Source organism: Streptomyces sp. NPDC014764 (assembly GCF_043082785.1).
GTDB lineage: Bacteria > Actinomycetota > Actinomycetes > Streptomycetales > Streptomycetaceae > Streptomyces > Streptomyces althioticus.
This window is the reverse complement of record NZ_JBIBXY010000002.1, coordinates 1-18,164: the sequence shown is the minus strand read 5'-3', so window position 1 is coordinate 18,164 and position 18,164 is coordinate 1. Positions and strand designations below refer to the sequence as shown.

Annotated in this window: 15 protein-coding genes and 2 pseudogenes; 9 read left to right on the top strand and 8 right to left on the bottom strand. The window is 72.1% G+C overall.

The window, feature by feature from the left end; all coding sequences use genetic code 11:
- Positions 1-4: 4 nt before the first annotated feature.
- Entirely contained in the window at positions 5-2,128 is a 2,124-nt protein-coding gene (gene betT / locus ACF1AG_RS05225) for a choline BCCT transporter BetT (RefSeq protein ID WP_391809336.1), read from the top strand.
- 60 nt (positions 2,129-2,188) lie between these two features.
- Here betT and ACF1AG_RS05220 read toward each other — a convergent pair whose 3' ends face one another.
- The gene (locus ACF1AG_RS05220) at positions 2,189-2,836 is read right to left on the bottom strand and encodes an HD domain-containing protein (RefSeq protein WP_359751574.1); all 648 of its coding nucleotides are present in this window, start codon (positions 2,834-2,836) and stop codon (positions 2,189-2,191) included.
- 205 nt (positions 2,837-3,041) lie between these two features.
- On the opposite strand from ACF1AG_RS05220, the gene ACF1AG_RS05215 reads away from it, so the two are divergent.
- The gene (locus ACF1AG_RS05215; RefSeq protein ID WP_359606620.1) at positions 3,042-3,599 is read left to right on the top strand and encodes a hypothetical protein; all 558 of its coding nucleotides are present in this window, start codon (positions 3,042-3,044) and stop codon (positions 3,597-3,599) included.
- A 43-nt stretch (positions 3,600-3,642) separates the two neighbouring features.
- On the opposite strand, the gene ACF1AG_RS05210 is transcribed toward ACF1AG_RS05215, so the two are convergent.
- On the bottom strand, positions 3,643-4,416 hold the full coding sequence (locus tag ACF1AG_RS05210; RefSeq protein WP_359606622.1) for a CDP-alcohol phosphatidyltransferase family protein: 774 nt from the start codon (positions 4,414-4,416) through the stop codon (positions 3,643-3,645).
- Between the two features lie 108 nt (positions 4,417-4,524).
- Between ACF1AG_RS05210 and ACF1AG_RS05205 the strand changes: the two genes are divergently transcribed.
- The 5 genes from ACF1AG_RS05205 (at position 4,525) to ACF1AG_RS05185 (ending at position 9,571) form a co-directional block, all read left to right on the top strand.
- Complete coding sequence (locus ACF1AG_RS05205; RefSeq protein WP_387797405.1) at positions 4,525-5,520, top strand: zinc-binding alcohol dehydrogenase; 996 nt, start codon at positions 4,525-4,527, stop codon at positions 5,518-5,520.
- Positions 5,521-5,635: 115 nt separating this feature from the next.
- Positions 5,636-6,034: a 6-carboxytetrahydropterin synthase gene (locus tag ACF1AG_RS05200; protein ID WP_359751582.1), complete on the top strand. Its 399-nt coding sequence runs from the start codon at positions 5,636-5,638 to the stop codon at positions 6,032-6,034.
- Positions 6,035-6,051: 17 nt separating this feature from the next.
- Positions 6,052-7,281: a glycosyltransferase family 4 protein gene (locus tag ACF1AG_RS05195; RefSeq protein ID WP_387797537.1), complete on the top strand. Its 1,230-nt coding sequence runs from the start codon at positions 6,052-6,054 to the stop codon at positions 7,279-7,281.
- Positions 7,278-8,324: a class I SAM-dependent methyltransferase gene (locus tag ACF1AG_RS05190; RefSeq protein ID WP_391809335.1), complete on the top strand. Its 1,047-nt coding sequence runs from the start codon at positions 7,278-7,280 to the stop codon at positions 8,322-8,324. The genes ACF1AG_RS05195 and ACF1AG_RS05190 overlap by 4 nt, the downstream gene beginning before the upstream one ends.
- The gene (locus tag ACF1AG_RS05185) at positions 8,321-9,571 is read left to right on the top strand and encodes a lysylphosphatidylglycerol synthase transmembrane domain-containing protein (protein ID WP_391809334.1); all 1,251 of its coding nucleotides are present in this window, start codon (positions 8,321-8,323) and stop codon (positions 9,569-9,571) included. Before ACF1AG_RS05190 ends, ACF1AG_RS05185 begins: the two co-directional genes overlap by 4 nt.
- Here the strand turns inward: ACF1AG_RS05185 and ACF1AG_RS05180 are convergent.
- Positions 9,454-10,215, bottom strand: a pseudogene (locus ACF1AG_RS05180) (creatininase family protein); the annotation flags it as partial. The gene ACF1AG_RS05185 and the pseudogene ACF1AG_RS05180 overlap by 118 nt on opposite strands.
- Positions 10,216-10,257: 42 nt before the next feature.
- Here ACF1AG_RS05180 and ribA point away from each other — a divergent pair.
- The gene (gene ribA, locus ACF1AG_RS05175) at positions 10,258-10,917 is read left to right on the top strand and encodes a GTP cyclohydrolase II (protein ID WP_048458900.1); all 660 of its coding nucleotides are present in this window, start codon (positions 10,258-10,260) and stop codon (positions 10,915-10,917) included.
- A gap of 35 nt (positions 10,918-10,952) precedes the next feature.
- Here ribA and ACF1AG_RS05170 read toward each other — a convergent pair whose 3' ends face one another.
- Entirely contained in the window at positions 10,953-12,179 is a 1,227-nt protein-coding gene (locus ACF1AG_RS05170) for a serine hydrolase domain-containing protein (protein ID WP_391809333.1), read from the bottom strand.
- Positions 12,180-12,227: 48 nt separating this feature from the next.
- Here ACF1AG_RS05170 and ACF1AG_RS05165 point away from each other — a divergent pair, with 48 nt between their 5' ends.
- On the top strand, positions 12,228-12,677 hold the full coding sequence (locus ACF1AG_RS05165; RefSeq protein ID WP_391809332.1) for a PPOX class F420-dependent oxidoreductase: 450 nt from the start codon (positions 12,228-12,230) through the stop codon (positions 12,675-12,677).
- Positions 12,678-12,707: 30 nt separating this feature from the next.
- On the opposite strand, the gene ACF1AG_RS05160 is transcribed toward ACF1AG_RS05165, so the two are convergent.
- The 4 genes and pseudogenes from ACF1AG_RS05160 to ACF1AG_RS05145 all read right to left on the bottom strand — a co-directional run.
- The gene (locus ACF1AG_RS05160) at positions 12,708-15,095 is read right to left on the bottom strand and encodes an ATP-binding cassette domain-containing protein (protein ID WP_391809331.1); all 2,388 of its coding nucleotides are present in this window, start codon (positions 15,093-15,095) and stop codon (positions 12,708-12,710) included.
- A gap of 661 nt (positions 15,096-15,756) precedes the next feature.
- Positions 15,757-16,359: a histidine phosphatase family protein gene (locus ACF1AG_RS05155; RefSeq protein ID WP_387797417.1), complete on the bottom strand. Its 603-nt coding sequence runs from the start codon at positions 16,357-16,359 to the stop codon at positions 15,757-15,759.
- Between the two features lie 5 nt (positions 16,360-16,364).
- Positions 16,365-17,246 (bottom strand): phosphogluconate dehydrogenase (NAD(+)-dependent, decarboxylating), encoded by an 882-nt coding sequence (gene gnd, locus ACF1AG_RS05150; protein ID WP_359751597.1) that lies wholly within the window; start codon positions 17,244-17,246, stop codon positions 16,365-16,367.
- 6 nt (positions 17,247-17,252) lie between these two features.
- A pseudogene (locus tag ACF1AG_RS05145) lies at positions 17,253-18,164 on the bottom strand (glucose-6-phosphate isomerase); the annotation flags it as partial.

Below are 18,164 nucleotides of genomic sequence, written 5' to 3'. Positions count from 1 at the left end.
CGACGTGTCGAACGTTGGTGAGAAGGGCCCCAGAACACCGGAAGAACAACCGCCCGAGGATGAGGCGAACGGCCAGGTGCGGATCAAGCCGGTCGTCTTCTTCGGGTCGGCGCTGTTCGTCCTCGCGATCTCCCTGTGGGCCATCATCACCCCGTCAGGAGCCGAGGACGCCATCGGTGTCGTCGTCGGCAAGATCTCCAGCTGGTTCGGCTGGTACTACTTCCTCGCCGCGACCCTCTACCTGCTGTTCGTCATCTTCATCGCCGCCTCCAAGTACGGCACCATCAAGCTCGGCCCCAAGCACTCCAAGCCCGACTACGGCCTCTTCACCTGGGGGTCGATGCTCTTCGCCGCGGGCATCGGCATCGACCTGATGTTCTTCTCGGTGTCGGGCCCGGTCAGCCACTACCTCGCGCCGCCCGAGGGCGACCCGGAGACCCTGGAAGCCGCCCGGGAGGCGGTCGTCTGGACGCTGTTCCACTACGGCATCACCGGCTGGGGCATGTACGCCCTCATGGGCATGGCGCTCGGCTACTTCTCCTTCCGGTACAAGCTGCCGCTCGCCATCCGCTCCGCGCTGTACCCCATCATCGGACGCCGCATTCACGGGCGGATCGGCGACACCGTCGACCTCGCCGCCATCATCGGCACCGTCTTCGGCATCGGCGTCACCCTCGGCATCGGCGTGGTGCAGCTCAACTACGGGCTCAAGGCGCTCTTCGGCATCCCCGAAGGACTGACCGCGCAGATCGCGCTCATCGTCATCGCGGTGGGCATGGCCACCGTCTCCGCGGTGTCCGGCGTCGACAAGGGCATCCGCCGGCTGTCGCAGCTCAACATCCTGCTCGCCGCCCTGCTGATGTTCTACATCCTCGTCGTCGGCGAACCGTTCCGGCTGCTCAACGCCATCGTGCAGAACGTCGGCGACTACGTCAGCGGCTTCCCGTCGAAGACCTTGAACACCTTCGCCTACGACCAGCCCACCGAGTGGCTCGACGCGTGGACCCTGTTCTTCTGGGCCTGGTGGGTCGCCTGGGCGCCGTTCGTCGGGCTGTTCCTCGCGCGCATCTCACGCGGGCGCACCCTGCGCGAGTTCGTCGCCGCGACGCTGGTCATCCCGTTCCTCTTCACCGGCCTCTTCCTCGCCATCTTCGGCAACAGCGCCCTGTTCCTGGTGCGCGACGGCAACACCGAGTTCGGCGACACCGCCATGAACGTGCCCGAACAGGGCTTCTACACCCTGCTCGAGCAGTTCCCCGGCTTCACGTTCAGCGCCGGCCTCGCCACCTTCGTCGGCCTGCTGCTGTACGTCACCTCCGCCGACTCCGGCGCCCTGGTGATGGGCAACCTCAGCGCCGACCTGCCCACCCCGATGACCGACGCGCCGACCTACCTGCGCATCTTCTGGGCGGTGGCGACCGGTCTGCTGACCCTCGCGATGCTCATCGTCGGCGGTGTACAGGCCCTGACCAACGCCACCATCATCATGGGCCTGCCCTTCTCGTTCGTGATGTTCCTCATCATGGCGGGCCTCTATCTCGCCCTGCGAACCGAGAGAATGAAGGTCGAGGCGCGGGTCACCACGCTGCCCGGCTCGCTCTCCGGGCGCACCGTGCAGCAGGGGCTGCCCGGCGCGCCGAACTGGCGGCACCGGCTGGCGCGCGCGATGTCGTTCCCCGGACGCAGGGCCGCGGCGCGGTTCGTGGACCACACCGCCCGGCCCGCCTTCGAGGAGGTGGCGCACGAACTCCGACAGCAGGGCGCCGAGGCGGAGATGCTGGAGGGCACCGTCGAGGACAGCGGCCTCACCCACGTCGGCCTGCGCGTCCCCGTCGGCGAGGGCGACGTGTTCCTCTACGAGGTGTGGCCCGTGGAACGCCCCACCCCCGCCTTCGCCACCCGGTCGGTCGAGAAGCGGGACACCTACGTGCGGTTCGAGGTCCGTCTCGCCGAGGGCAACCAGGACTACGACGTGATGGGCTACACCAAGGAGCAGCTCATCGCCGACGCCCTCGACCAGTACGAGCGGTACCTGGAGTTCCTGCGCGTGCGTCACGACGCGTCCACCCGCTCCAGCCTCCCCGACCACCGCCCGGACGCGCCGGACGCGCACCTGCCGGAGGAGTGAGCGCCGGGCAGGCCGACCCCTTCCGTGCCGGCCCGCCCGCGACTTCCGGACCGCCGCCCGTCAGCCGCTGACGGGCGGCGGTTCCACGTGCGGGGTGAGGGGTTCCATGTGCGGGGTGAGGGGTTCCACGTGAGGGGTGAGGAGGGCGAGATCCGGGTCCCCGAACTCGTCCCGCAGGGCCTGGAAAGCGGTCACCTTCTCATCGCCGAAGCGGCGGACGTGCGCGGCATAGGCGTCGGGGGTGAGGAACCGGCCGGGGCGCGACTTGGAGTGGAACTTGTCCGCGTACATCACCAGACGCTCCTCGGGCGTCTCCGCCAGATAGTCGGCGGGCGGGACGGGGAGGTTCTGGCGTACGACGTCCTGCCGGGTCAGTCCTACGCCGGTGTGGTGCGAGCAGAAACGGCTGAGGGTGGCGGAGTGGCCCTCGCTCTCCAGGAGCTCCTGGCCGAGCAGGCCGTGCCGGATGTAGTTCTCGTGGTCCAGCCGTCCGTCCTCGCCGTACAGGCGGTAGACGCCGATGTCGTGCAGCAGGCAGCCGGCCCGGACCAGTTCGGCGTCGAGACGGGCGAGGCGCGGTGACGCCAGCAGTTGCTCGGCCACACTCCAGACGAGCTCGCAGTGGCGGTGGACGGAGGCGAACGCCTCGGCCGTCGGCGCGTGCTTCTCGTGCAGCGCACGGATCTCTTCTGGTCCCGGAATCCTCACCCGGGGAGCGTAACAACCGCAGGTCGGAGCGGGCGGGGAAGTCCCCGGACGGCCAGGGGAGTTCCCGCCTCCGGTCTTTTCACGCGATCCGGTGATAACGCCCGAAGCGGGCACGCGGCGGTCGTGCGGGCCGTTCGACGGGGTGACGGGGGCGGCCACCGCTCCCGTGAAGGACCGGCGAGGCACCGACGACGGGGGAGACGACATGAGCCTGCAATTCCTGCGGAACGGGGACGGCACGGTCACCGGACGCAACGACAGCAACGGTTTCACCGTGACGCACGCCGACGAGGAGGAGGTGAAGCGGCAGCTCTACGAGGACGCGGGATGGGAGTACACGCCCCCGCCGCCCCCGCTCCCGCCGGGACACCACCGCTTCCTGCTGGTGCACGAGGAGGACGAGGAGGACGAGGAGGGCTGCGGCTTCGGAGAGGAGCGGTATGCGGGACTGCGGGCGGGGCCGCCCGAGGGATGCGTGCCGGTCGACCGCGGCTGCTTCGCCCTGGAGTGCCAGCGTCCGGGCAGGACACTGCTGGACGCCGTCGCCGGCACGGTCGCGGAGATCCGCCGCGTGTACGGGGTGGTGATGAACGCCGTGAGACCGGACGGCGGACCGGGGGAGTGGCCCGACACCGACGCCGCAAGAGGGGGCGCGGCCGAGACCGTGGCACACCTGGTGCTCACCGCCGCCCACCGGTCGAGACGGCTCGGATACGGGCGGAAGGAACTGGTGCGGCTGCTGGACGCCACGGGGATCGAGTAGCGGGGTGCCGGCGGTGGAAGGGGGCGGCGAGCGTCAGTGGACGTCAGCTCGCGACGAGTTCGCGCCGCGCCCTGCGCTCGACCGCCACCGGAACCGCCTGCGTCGCCCGGTGCGTGCGGAACAGCCACAGCACGTCCCGGCCGAACGACCACACCAGCAGGCCGAGGGCCAGCGCCACGACCCCGACGTTCACCGGGTGGGGAAGGAGTGCGGAGGCCGCCACCAGCAGCAGCACGCCCTGGAGCGCCGCGACCGTCTTGCGGGCCGTGCTGGGCGGGAGCGGCGCGGTCAGCCACGGCCACACCCGGGCGGCGGCGACGAACACGTAGCGCATGGCGCCGGTCAGCAGCACCCACGGGCCCATCGCCATCGACACGTACACGCTGAGCACCAGGATCAGGAACGCGTCGACCTCCATGTCGAAGCGGGCGCCCAGCGCGGTGGAGGTGCCGGTCCTGCGGGCGACCTTGCCGTCGACGCCGTCGAGGATGAGAGCCACGGAGGTCAGGCCGACGAACAGGGAGACGGGAGGTGAATCCTGGAACGAGTCCGCGACCAGAGCGGTCACCCCGCCGACGAGGGTGGCCCGGCCGAGGGTGACGCGGTTCGCCGGACCGAAGGTGCGCGACCCCGCCCGGTGCAGGGCCCGGGACAGCACCGCCCAGGTGGCGATCGCGAACACGAGGCCCGTGACCCAGCCCGCGGGGCCCATGCCGATCGCGGTACCGATCAGGGCCAGCAGCAGGATCTGCACGCCCGCCCCCACAGCGGTCTCCTGCTGGACGAGCCTCGCGTCGTACGTGTTGTTCAGGGCCACCGAACACCCTCCGGCCGTGTGACAGAGTCGATCAACGCCGCTACCTTGTGCGCGGCCTGTGCACCACTCCGTACGCGCGCAGGATCCCGATCGTTCAGGAGGACTTCGATGAACCGCGCCGCACGTGCGTTCTGGCTCGACTCACCTGGCCGGGGGGAGATCCGCGAGGTGGGCCTGCCGGAGCCGGGCCCGGACGAGGTCGTGGTGCGCGCCCTGTACTCGGGGGTCAGCCGGGGCACGGAGACGCTCGTGTTCCGCGGCGGGGTGCCGGAGAGCCAGCACACCGTGATGCGGGCGCCGTTCCAGGAGGGCGACTTCCCGGGTCCGGTGAAATACGGCTACCTGAGCGTCGGCGTGGTGGAGGAGGGGCCCGAGTCGCTCACCGGACGGACGGTGTTCTGCCTGTACCCGCACCAGACGCGGTACGTGGTGCCTGCAGCGGCCGTGACGCCGGTGCCCGAGTCGGTGCCGGCCGGGAGGGCGGTGCTCGCCGGCACGGTGGAGACCGCCGTCAACGCCCTGTGGGACGCGGCGCCTCTGGTCGGAGACCGGATCGCCGTGGTCGGGGGCGGGATGGTCGGCTGCTCGGTGGCCGCACTGCTGGCCCGTTTCCCCGGCGTGCGCGTCCAGCTCGTCGACGCCGACCCGGCACGGGCCAGGACCGCCGAGGCCCTGGGCGTGGGTTTCGCCCTGCCCGCGGACGCCGACGCGGACTGCGACCTCGTGGTCCACGCCAGCGCAAGCGAACAGGGGCTCGCCCGGGCGCTGGAGCTCCTGCGGCCCGAGGGCACGGTCGTCGAGCTCAGCTGGTACGGCGACCGGAAGGTGGGCGTGCCGCTGGGTGAGGCGTTCCATTCCCGTCGGCTCACCGTCCGCGGCAGTCAGGTCGGCACCGTCTCCCCGGCCCGCGCTCACCTCGGTTACGGGGACCGTCTCGCACTCGCCCTCGAGCTGCTCGCAGACCCGGCCCTGGACGCCCTCGTCACCGGCGAGTCGCCCTTCGAGGAACTGCCCGCAGTCATGCCCCGCCTCGCCTCCGGAGACATCCCCGCCCTGTGCCACCGGGTGCGCTACGACGACCCCGGCACGGACGCACACGCCTGACCTGAGAAAAGACACGGCAGACGCTGAACGCGGGAAGGAAGCCAGCCGTACTACTCGACATCCCCGCCTCCCAGACCGGCGGGGAACAGACGCGCCGCACCTGGAGGGTCGTCCGTTGTTCAGCATCACCGTCCGCGATCACATCATGATCGCCCACAGCTTCCACGGCGAGGTCTTCGGACCGGCCCAGCGCCTGCACGGGGCCACGTTCCTCGTGGACGCCACCTTCCGGCGCGAACAGCTGGACGAGGACAACATCGTCGTCGACATCGGCCTGGCCACGCAGGAACTCGGGGCCGTCGTGGGAGAGCTGAACTACCGCAACCTCGACAACGAGCCCGATTTCGCCGGGGTGAACACGTCCACCGAGTACCTGGCCAAGGTCATCGCCGACCGGCTCGCCGAGCGCATCCACAAGGGCGCGCTCGGAGAGGGCGCCAAGGGCATCGCGCGGATCGCCGTCACCCTGCACGAGTCGCACATCGCCTGGGCGAGTTACGAGCGTGGGCTGTGACCGACACGACCATCGACATGACCGGGACGACGACCGACAGGACGCTCGACACCACCGCCAGGACGGCAGGCCGCGGCGGTACCGGTCGCCTGGACTACGTGCCCGTGCAGGCGTCCTTCCGGAGGAACGGCGGGATCATTCCCATGTCCCTGCGCTCCGTGCACTTCGTGATGCCGGGAGGGGTCGACGACCGGTCCGCCCCGAGCGGCGGCAACGCCTACGACCGGCGCGTGTGCCTGGACCTGCCCGGCTTCGGCTGGCAGGCGCACCGGCATCCGGTCGCCGGTGACTGGCCCCGCCCCGACGCGGACGCCCGCGGGGAACTCGCCCGCACCCTGCGCGAGCTGCCCGACGGCGCGGTCGTCCTGCTCGACGGGCTGGTCGCCTGCGGGGTGCCCGAGGTCATCGTGCCCGAGGCGGAGGAGGGGCGACTGCACATGGTGGTGCTCGTCCACCTGCCGCTCGGCGACGAGACCGGCCTGGACGCGACCGTCGCCGCCGAACTGGACGCCCGCGAGCGGGAGGTGCTGCGCGCGGTCCCCGCCGTCGTCGCCACCAGTGAGTGGGCGGTGCGCCGGCTCGTCTCCCACCACGGGCTCGCCCCCGAACGGGTCCATGTCGCCGCCCCCGGCGCCGACATCGCGCCCCTCGCCCCGGGCACCGACGGCGTCTCGCACCTGGTGTGCGTCGCCGCGGTCACCCCGCGCAAGGGCCAGCACCGGCTGGTGGAGGCGCTGGCGACGGTGACCGACCTGCCGTGGACCTGCTCCCTGGTCGGCGGCCTCGGACACGACCCCGGGTACGTCGCCCACCTGCGCGGCCTCGTCCGCGAACACGGCCTGGAGGACCGGCTGCAGCTGACCGGACCGAAGTCCGGCGCCGACCTCGACGCGGCGTACGCCGCCGCCGACCTGATGGTCCTCACCTCCTACGCCGAGACCTACGGCATGGCCGTCACCGAGGCGCTGGCGCGCGGCATCCCGGTGCTGGCGACCGATGTCGGCGGACTGCCCGAGGCCGTCGGCCGCGCGCCCGACGGCGGGGTGCCCGGCATCCTCGTGCCGCCGGAGAACCCGGCCGCGATCGCCGCCGAACTGCGCGGCTGGTTCCGCGAGGCCGACGTACGGCGACGGCTGAAGGCGGCCGCCCGCGGCCGGCGGGCCGCGCTCGGCGGGTGGGCCGGCACCGCACAGAGCCTCGCGGGAGTCCTGCGCCGGCTCCCCACCGCGTCCGGGAGGGCGGCATGACCCGACCGACCACCACCCAGCCCGCCGCCGCGATCCCGGCCCAGCCCGGACCCCGGGACGTCACCGACACGGCGCCCGCGACCCCAGGGGGCGACATGACAGCCACCGGATCCACGGACGCCGCGTCGGTCATCCCCGGCGCCGGACCCGCCGGGCCCCGCCCCGGCGAGCGGGCCACCGTGCGACTGCGTGACACCGGCGAGGACGAGCCGCCCCGCTACGCGCCCGAGTGGCTCCAGCTGCGCGAACCGGCCGACGCCGCCGCCCGCTCCTACGACCTGCTCGACCCGCTGCGGATCCGGCTCGCCAACATGCCCGGGCGGGCCGGCGGCGGTCTCGTCGTGCACGACATCGGCTGCGGCACCGGCTCCATGGGCCGCTGGCTGGCGCCCCGTCTGGACGGCACCCAGCACTGGGTGCTGCACGACCGCGACCCCTATCTCCTGCACTTCGCCGCCGTCGCCTCCCCGCGCTCCGCCGCCGACGGCAGTCACGTCACCGTCGAGACCCGGCGCGGCGACGTCGCCCGGCTCACCCCGGACGCGCTGGCCGGTGCCTCCCTGGTGACGGCGTCCGCCCTGCTCGACGTCCTCACCCGCGAGGAGATCGGCGTGCTTGCCGCCGCCTGCGCGGGAGCCGGCTGCCCCGCCCTGCTCACCCTGTCGGTGGCCGGGCGTGTGGAGCTGACGGAGCCGCACCCGCTGGACGCGGAGATCACCGAGGCGTTCAACGCCCATCAGCGCCGCGATGGCCTCCTCGGCCCGGACGCGGTCACGGCCGCCGCCGAGGCGTTCACCGAGCACGGCGCGACCGTACGGCTCAACCCCAGTCCGTGGCGGCTCGGTCCGGAGGAGGCCGCGCTCACCGAGCAGTGGCTGCGCGGCTGGGTCGGCGCGGCGGTGGAGGAGCGCCCGGAGCTGGCAGAGCGCGCCGGCGCCTATCTGACCGAGCGGCTCGAAGCCTGCGAGGTGGGGAGGCTGCGGGTGGTCGTGCACCACACCGACCTGCTCGCCCTGTGCCGCCCGGTGGACGGCGGCGCATGAGCTCGCACACGGGGGAGACGGCCGAGGCGGAGGCGTCCCCGGCGGGACCGCCGGCCGCCGGGGGCGGTGTCCGCCGTGTGCTCGGGCGGCTGGGCAGTCCCGCCGTGCGCACCCGCCTCGGCACGCTCGCCGGTGTCGTCATCCTCGCCGTGCTGTTCTGGAGGCTCGGCACCGGCGCCTTCGTGGACGGGGTGCGGCGCGTCGACGCGGCCACGCTGGCCGCCGCCCTCGGCATCGGGCTGGTGACCACGGTGTTCAGCGCCTGGCGCTGGGCGCTGGTGGCCCGCGGCGTCGGCATCCGACTGCCGTTCGGCGCGGCCGTCGCGGACTACTACCGTGCCCTGTTCCTCAACGCGGCGCTGCCCGGCGGTGTCCTCGGCGACGTGCACCGGGCCGTGCGGCACGGACAGGACGCCGGCGACCTCGGGCGGGGCGTGCGGGCGGTGGTGCTGGAGCGGACGGCCGGGCAGCTCGCGCTGTTCGCCGCCGGGGGAGCGGTCCTGCTGACCATGCCGTCCCCGGTCCGCGACCAGATGCGGGCGGCCGCCCCGCTGGCCGGGCTCGGGCTGGTGGGTGCCTGCGCGGTGGTGCTGGCCCTGCGGATGAACCGGGCGCCGTCCGGGCGGAAGCCCGGCGCGGTGCGGGGGATGCTCGGTGAGGCACGGCAGACGCTGTGCTCGCGGACCACCGCGCCGGGCGTCGTGGTGTCGTCCGTCATCGTGCTCGCCGGGTACGTGGCCATGTTCGTCCTCGCCGCGGACGTCGCCGGGGCAGGCGCGTCGGTGACGGAGCTGTTGCCGCTGGCCCTGCTGGCCCTGCTGGCGATGAGCCTGCCGCTGAACGTGGGCGGCTGGGGGCCACGGGAGGGCGTCGCCGCCTGGGCGTTCGGAGCGGCGGGGCTCGGCGCGGGCAGGGGGCTGACGGTCGCCGTGGTGTACGGGGTGCTCAGCCTGGCGGCCAGCCTGCCGGGAGCGGTGGTGCTGGTCGCCCGGTGGTACGCCACCACCCGGGACCGCCGTGCGGCGGACCCTGAGCAACTCGCGGAGGAGGCGCGCCCCCTGGAAGAAGCGCACCCCCGCCCGCTCGCCCCCAGCACATCCGTCCCGGTCGTCCGGATTCCCGCTCAGCTGTCGGAGGTCAGAAGCGAGAAATACGCGCCGAAGGAATCCGCCAGGCTCGCGAGAAGTTCCCTTCCCTTTTCCGCGGTGCCCAGCGAAGGCCGGCCGATGACGCCGGAATCCGTATAGGCGGACATTCCGGTGGTGAGCAGATGACGCCGGTCGTCCGAAACGTGGTCGGACGTCTCGTAACCGGGACGGAGAACCTCGGGAGAAGTGTGCAGAAGAATGGACGTCTCGATTTCGCCCGCGTGCATGTCCGTCAGCAGCGACGTGACGACCCCGGCGTGTTCCCGCGCCGCCTCCCAGTCCTCAGGGGCGGGGAAGAGCGCCATCCGCTCACCGCGCGCGGACGCCTCCTGGACGACGTTGCCCAGCACGTAGTTGCCGCCGTGCCCGTTGACCAGCACGAGCGTGTCGACGCCCGAGCGGCGCAGCGAGTCGGCGATGTCCCGCACCACGGCGTGCAGGGTCACGGCGGAGATGGACACCGTGCCCGGCCAGGCCGCGTGCTCGTGCGAGCAGGAGATGGTCACCGGAGGAAGGAGGTGCACGGGGTAGGAGCTGGCGACCGCCCGTGCGATCGCGCAGGCGACCAGGGTGTCCGTCGCCAGCGGCAGGAAGGGACCGTGCTGTTCATGACTTCCGACCGGAAGTACCGCGATCTGACGTGAGACGCCGGCTCCCCGCGTCCGTACATCCTCTGTAGTATCCGCCGGCAACAGACCGTGCACCGGGCCGTATGCCGCCGACCGCTCGTGTGAACCACCCATATCCGTCACGGCCTTTCGTCTCTGCTTAGGAACTCGAGAATCATGACAGAAAAAATAGGCGTACTCGGCAAGCAGCCTCAGCGGCGGACCGGTGTGGAACGCGTCGTGAATGCGCCGCTGCCCACCGTGTACGGCAAGTTCCAGGCGATCGGTTACCTGGACCACGACCGCGGTGACGAACAAGTGGCGCTCGTCCACGGCGACCTGGGCGCGGACCGGGTCCTGACCCGGCTGCACTCGGAATGCCTCACCGGTGACGCCTTCGGCTCCCAGCACTGCGAGTGCGGCGACCAGCTGGCGGCTGCGCTGCGCGCGGTCGTGGCCGAAGGGGCGGGCGTCGTCGTCTACTTGAGGGGCCACGAGGGCCGCGGTATCGGCCTGCTCGCCAAGCTGCGCGCGATGGCGCTGCAGGCGGAGGGCCTGGACACCGTGGAGGCGAACCTGGCGCTCGGGCTGCCGGTCGACGCCCGCGACTACGCCGTGGCCGCCGGGATGCTGAAGGACCTGGGCGTGCGGTCGGTACGGCTGATGTCCAACAACCCGCGCAAGCGCGAGGCGTTGGTCCGGCACGGCGTCGAGGTCGACGAGCAGGTGCCGCTGCTGATCGAGCCGTGCGAGAGCAACATCACCTACCTGCGCACCAAGCGGGAGCGGCTCGACCACCACCTCCCGCACCTGGACGCGGTGGGGCACCTGTCCTGACGTCTGCGGGCGGGGGAGCCGTCGCCGTGCGGAGGTCAGTCGGTCAGTGCCTCGTGCACCAGCCGTTTGAGGTCGCGGTAGACGGTGTGGGAGGACCTGGGCCGCACCTGCGTGTAGAACTGCACGGTCAGGTCGCGGCCGGGGTCGACCCAGAACGTGGTGGTGGCCACCCCGCTCCAGCCGTAGGCGCCGGGGCCGGACGGCTCGCGGGTGCGCGACGGGTCGACGACCACGGAGACGCCGAGGCCGAACCCGACGCCCTCGTTGCCGGGGTCGTCGTGCGGGGGGACGCCGACGGTGCGCAGATCGGCACCGCCTGGGAGGTGGTTGCGGGTCATCATGGCGACCGTTTCCGGGCGGAGCAGCCGGGTGCCGTCGAGTTCGCCGCGCCGGCGGAGCAGTTCCATGAAGCGGTGCATGTCGTGCGCGGAGGCGACCATGCCGCCGCTGCCGGACAGGAAGCGGGGGCGGCCCCGCAGCGGCAGTCCGTCGATCGGTTCGATGCCCCCGTCGTCCGTCTCGCCGTACAACTCGGCCAGTCGCCCCGCCTGCGCGTCGGTCACCTCGAACCCGGCGTCCTCCATGCCGAGCGGCCGGAACACGCGCTCGGCGAGGTAGACGTCGAGAGGGCGCCCCGAGACGACCTCGACGATCCGGCCGAGCACGTTGGTGGCGACCGAGTAGTTCCAGCGTGTGCCCGGGTCGAACTGGAGCGGCAGGCTCGCGTACACGTCCGTCGTCCCGGCGAGGTCCGTGCCCGGCGCCACCGACGAGTCCAGCCCGGCCGCGCGGTACAGCGCGTCGACCGGATGGGCGTGGTAGAAGGCGAACGTCAGCCCCGCGGTGTGCGTCATCAGATGCCGTACCAGCAGCGGGCCGGCCGCCGGACGCGTCCGCACCTGGTCGCCCGAGCCGTCCAGGTACACGCGGGGCTCCGCGAACGCCGGGAGGTGACGGCCCACCTCGTCGTCCAGGGACAGCAGCCCGTCCTCCACCAGCATCAGCGCGCCCACGGTGGTCACCGGCTTGGTCATGGAGTAGATCCGCCACAGGGTGTCGCTCTCCACGGGCAGACCGGCCGCCAGGTCCCGCGCCCCGTACGCCGTCAGATGCGCGACACGTCCGGCGCGGGCGACGGCCACCAGGAATCCGGGCATCTCCCCGTCGTCGACCCGGCGGGCCAGCTCGCGGTCGAGCCGTTCCAGCGCGTCCGGGTCCAGCCCCGCCTCGCCGGGGCCGACCTCCTGCCGCAGCACCGCCATCGCACACCTCCGGGGAACGCCGGCCCGGCGCGGGCCGTTGATCGAAGCATGACCCAGGACGCAGAACAGAACGCACTGCTCGCGCTGCTCTCCGAGGGGCACGGCGGAGTGCTCGTCACGATCAAGCGCGACGGACGGCCCCAGCTGTCCAACGTCATGCACGCCTACTACCCCGACGAGCGGGTCGTCCGCGTCTCCCTCACCGACGACAGGGCGAAGACCCGCAACCTGCGGCGCGACCACCGCGCGTCCTACCACGTCACCACCCCGGACCGCTGGGCGTACACGGTGGCGGAGGGCACCGCAGAGCTGACGCCGGTCGCCGGGCAGCCGTACGACGAGACCGTGGAGGAGCTGATCCGGCTCTACCGGGACATCAACGGCGAGCACGAGGACTGGGAGGAGTACCGGGCGGCGATGGTCCGCGACCGCCGGCTGGTGCTGCGCCTGCACGTCGACCGGGCGTACGGCGTTCCGCGCCGGGGCACCGGGGCCTAGACCGAGAGCCCCGGCGCACCCGGTCCGCGGTCAGGCGCCCACGTACTGCGCGAGGTGCTCGCCGGTCAGGGTGGAGCGGGCGGCGACCAGCTCGGCCGGGGTGCCCTCGAAGACGATCCGCCCGCCGTCGTGGCCGGCGCCCGGGCCCAGGTCGATGATCCAGTCGGCGTGGGCCATGACGGCCTGGTGGTGCTCGATGACGATCACCGACTTGCCGGAGTCGACCAGCCGGTCCAGCAGCCCGAGCAGCTGCTCGACGTCGGCGAGGTGCAGACCGGTGGTCGGCTCGTCCAGCACGTACACGCCGCCCTTGTCGCCCATGTGCGTGGCGAGCTTCAGCCGCTGCCGTTCACCGCCGGACAGGGTGGTGAGCGGCTGGCCGAGGGTGAGGTAGCCGAGCCCGACGTCCGCCATCCGCTGCACGATCTTGTGGGCGGCCGGCAGCCGCGCCTCGCCCTCGCGGAAGAACTCCTCCGCCTCGGTCACCGACATCCCGAGCACCTCGCTGATGTCGCGCCCGCCGAAGCGGTACTCGAGCACCGCCCCGTCGAACCGCTTGCCGCCGCAGTCCTCGCAGGTGGTGGAGACACCGGCCATCATCCCCAGGTCGGTGAAGACGACCCCGGCGCCGTTGCAGGTGGGGCAGGCGCCCTCGGAGTTGGCGCTGAAGAGCGCCGGTTTGACGCCGTTGGCCTTGGCGAACGCCTTGCGGATCGGCTCCAGCAGCCCGGTGTAGGTCGCCGGGTTGCTGCGCCGGGAGCCGCGGATGGGGGCCTGGTCCACCGAGACCACGTCCTGGCCGGCCGGGATCGAGCCGTGCAGCAGGGAGCTCTTCCCGGAGCCGGCCACACCGGTGACGACGGTGAGCACGCCGAGCGGGATGTCGACGTCGACGTTCTGCAGGTTGTTCGCCGAGGCTCCGCGGATCTCCAGGGCGCCGGTGGGCTTGCGGACGGTGTCCTTGACCGAGGCGCGGTCGTCGAGGTGGCGGCCGGTGATCGTGCCGCTGGCCCGCAGCCCCTCGACGGTGCCCTCGAAGCAGACCGTGCCGCCCTCGGTGCCGGCGCCGGGTCCGAGGTCGACGACGTGGTCGGCGATCGCGATGGCTTCCGGCTTGTGCTCGACCACGAGCACGGTGTTGCCCTTGTCGCGCAGCCGCAGCAGCAGGTTGTTCATCCGCTGGATGTCGTGCGGATGCAGCCCGGTGGTCGGCTCGTCGAAGACGTAGGTGACGTCGGTGAGGGAGGAGCCGAGGTGCCGGATCATCTTGACCCGCTGCGCCTCGCCCCCGGACAGCGTGCCGGACGGCCGGTCCAGGGAGAGGTAGCCGAGGCCGATCTCCACGAACGAGTCGAGGGTGTGCTGCAGCGCCGTGAGCAGCGGCGCCACGGACGGCTCGTCCACACCCCGCGCCCACACGGCGAGGTCCCTGATCTCCATGGCGCAGGCGTCGGCGATGCTGATGCCCTGGATCTTCGAGGAGCGGGCGCCCTCGGTGAGCCGGGTGCCGTCGCACTCGGGGCAGGTGGTGAAGGTGACCGCCCGGTCCACGAAGGCCCGGATGTGCGGCTGCATCGACTCCCGGTCCTTGCTGAGCATCGACTTCTGCAGCTTGGGGATCAGCCCTTCGTAGGTGAGGTTGGCGCCGCCGACCTTGACCTTGGTGGGCTCGCGGTACAGGAAGTCGTGGCGTTCCTTCTTGGTGTACTCGCGGATCGGCTTGTCCGGGTCGAAGAAGCCCGACTCGGCGATGACCCGCACCACCCAGCCGCCGCCGGTGTAGGTGGGGATGGTGAACGGGTCCTCGCTGAGCGACTTGGAGTCGTCGTAGAGCTGGGTGAGGTCGATGTCGGTGACGGTGCCGCGGCCCTCGCAGCGGGTGCACATGCCGCCGGTGCGGGAGAACGTCACCTTCTCGGTCTTCGTCTTGTCGCCGCCGCGGTCGACGGTGAAGCCGCCGCTCGCCGTCACCGAGGCCACGTTGAAGGAGAACGCGCCGGGCGGGCCGAAGTAGGGCTTGCCGAGGCGGCTGAAGAGGATGCGCAGCATGGCGTTGGCGTCGGTGGCGGTGCCGACCGTGGAGCGCGGGTCGGAGCCCATCCGCTGCTGGTCGACGGTGATCGCCGTGGTCAGTCCCTCCAGCACGTCCACCTCGGGACGGGCCAGCGTCGGCATGAACCCCTGGAGGAAGGCGCTGTAGGTCTCGTTGATCAGGCGCTGCGACTCGGCGGCGACGGTGTCGAAGACCAGCGAGCTCTTGCCCGAGCCGGACACGCCGGTGAACACGGTCAGGCGGCGCTTGGGCAGCTCGACGCTGACGTCCTTGAGGTTGTTCTCGCGCGCCCCGTGCACGCGGATCAGGTCGTGGCTGTCGGCGACGTGTCCGCCCGGCTGCTGCGGGTCCGTGCTCGTGACCATGGTCGTGGTTCTCCATCCGTCGGGCGGGTCCGCCTTCGCGGTCCCCGCCGGCGTTCCCCGGCTCGGTCCGGCCGTCGGCAGGGCGCGTCCGGCCGGTCCGTGGCGGCGCGCCCACGGCCGCGTCCCGGCCGGCCCATACGGCGTCCCCCGCCCTCGGGCGTCGCGCGCCACCGACAGCCTAGGCCGACGACGCCCGCCGGTGCTTCTCCATTCCTGATCGGCCGCTGACGCGCCCCCGACACGAGTGAGGAACGGCGAGGGCCGCGTCTCGCGGGGCAGGGTGGCTGTCGAGGTGCCGCGGACACGCTTCCGCAGAGGCGAGGGCGTGCCGTGCGGGGAGGCGGGAGGCGCTTCCGCGCCGCGGGCACGTCTCCGGGACGGGGAGGGGCGCCTGGGGCCGAGGGAAGCCGGGGAAGCCGCGGACGTGCCTCCGGGGCGGGGAGGGCGTACGGGGCCGAGGGAGCCGGGGAAGCTGACACCCCCGAACGGCGAGGGCCGCGTCCCGTGGGGCCGGGGTGCGGGCACACCTGGGACACACCTCGGGACCGCGCGGGACCGGGGACGCCGCTGAGTGCCCCGCACACACCTCAGCGGCCGCGAATGGCGCGCCCCGCCGGCCGGGAAAGCCGACGGGGCGCACCGGAAGCGAGGAGAAGGCCGGTCAGCCCCGGGCCGGCGCGGGCGGCCGGGTGTTCCACTCCGCGATCACCGGGAGGTCGTGCTCCAGGGACAGCCGGCTCAGCGTGCCCGTCTCCAGCCGGAAGAGACGCCCGTGGGAGGGAGGCAGACCCAGACGGCGCGCCGTGAGGACCCGCAGCAGGTGGCCGTGGGCCACCAGCATCACGTCCCCTTCCTCCAGCGCCCCCGCTATCCGGGCCAGCACGCGGTCGGCGCGTGCGCCCACCTGCTCCGGGGACTCACCGGGGAACTCCTCGCCCGGCGGCACCCCGTCGGCCCACAGGTCCCAGTCCGGCCGGGTGGTGTGGATGTCCGCGGTGGTGACGCCCTCGTACGCCCCGTAGTCCCACTCGCGCAGGTCCGGCTCCGGTCCGGCGCCGGCCAGGCCCGCCAGCTCGGCGGTGCGGCGGGCACGGGCCAGCGGGCTGGTGAGCGTCAGGGCGAAGGCGTGGCCCGCCAGCAGCGGGGCCAGGGACCTGGCCTGCGCCTCGCCGGCGGGCGTCAGCGGCAGGTCGGTGCCGCCCGTGTGACGGCCCGACCTGCTCCATTCCGTCTCCCCGTGCCGCGCGAGGTACAAATCCCCCACCGTGCCTACGCCTTCTTCGTCTCGACGGCGTGGCCGCCGAACTGGTTGCGCAGCGCCGCGACCATCTTCATCTGCGGTGAGTCCTCCTGCCGGGAGGCGAACCGGGCGAACAGCGACGCGGTGATCGCGGGCAGCGGCACGGCGTTGTCGATGGCCGCCTCCACCGTCCAGCGGCCCTCGCCCGAGTCCTCGGCGTAACCGCGCAGCTTCCTCAGGTGCTCGTCGTCGTCGAGGGCGTTCACCGCGAGGTCCAGCAGCCAGGACCGGATGACGGTGCCGTCCTGCCAGGAGCGGAAAACCTCCCGCACGTTGTCCACCGATTCGACCTTCTCCAGCAGCTCCCAGCCCTCGGCGTAGGCCTGCATCATGGCGTACTCGATGCCGTTGTGGACCATCTTCGCGAAGTGCCCGGCGCCGACCTTGCCCGCGTGGACGTAGCCGTACGGGCCGTCCGGCTTGAGGGCGTCGAAGACCGGCTTGAGCCGCTCCACGTACTCCGCCTCGCCGCCGACCATCAGGGCGTAGCCGTGCTCCAGCCCCCAGACGCCGCCGGAGACGCCCGCGTCGACGAAGCCGATGCCCCGGGCGGCCAGTTCCTTGGCGTGCTTCTCGTCGTCGGTCCAGCGGGAGTTGCCGCCGTCCACCACGACGTCGTCGTGCTTGAGGAGGCTCGCCAGCCGGTCGATGACCTCCTGGGTGGGGCCGCCCGCGGGGACCATCACCCACACCGCGCGCGGCCCCTCGAGCTGGTCGACCAGGTCGGACAGGTGCGGCACGTCGGACACCGCGGGATTGGTGTCGAAGCCGATGACGGTGTGGCCCGCGCGGCGCAACCGCTCGCGCATGTTGCCGCCCATCTTGCCGAGACCAACAAGACCGATCTGCATGTCAGTTCACTTCCTGCGTTCGCGGTAGGCGGCCACCAGCGCGGCCGTGGACGGGTCGAGGCCGGGGACGTCGGCGCCCTCGGTGAGGGCGGGCTCGACGCGCTTGGCGAGCACCTTGCCGAGTTCGACGCCCCACTGGTCGAAGGAGTCGATGTTCCAGACCGCGCCCTGTACGAACACCTTGTGCTCGTAGAGGGCGACCAGCTGGCCCAGCACCGACGGGGTCAGCCCGGTGGCCAGGATCGTCGTGGTGGGGTGGTTGCCCTGGAAGGTCTTGTGCGGGACCAGTTCCTCGGGCACGCCCTCGGCGCGCACCTCGTCCGGCGTCTTGCCGAAGGCCAGCGCCTGTCCCTGTGCGAGGAGGTTGGCCATCAGCAGGTCGTGCTGCGCCTTCAGTCCCTCGCTCAGCTCGGCGACCGGGCGGACGAAGCCGATCAGGTCGGCGGGGATGAGCTTGGTGCCCTGGTGGATCAACTGGTAGTAGGCGTGCTGCCCGTTGGTGCCGGGGGTGCCCCACACCACGGGACCGGTCTGCCAGCTCACGGGCCTGCCCCGGCGGTCCACCGACTTGCCGTTGGACTCCATGTCGAGCTGCTGGAGGTAGGCGGTGAACTTCGACAGGTAGTGCGAGTACGGCAGCACCGCGTGCGACTGGGCGTCGTGGAAGTTGTTGTACCAGATCCCCAGCAGGCCCATGAGCAGCGGCGCGTTGGCCTCCGGCGGGGCGGTGCGGAAGTGGTCGTCGACGATCCGGAAACCGTCCAGCATCTCCCGGAACCGGTCCGGGCCGATCGCGATCATCAGCGACAGCCCGATCGCCGAGTCGTAGGAGTACCGCCCGCCGACCCAGTCCCAGAACTCGAACATGTTCGCCGTGTCGATCCCGAACGCCGACACCTTCTCCGCGTTCGTCGACAG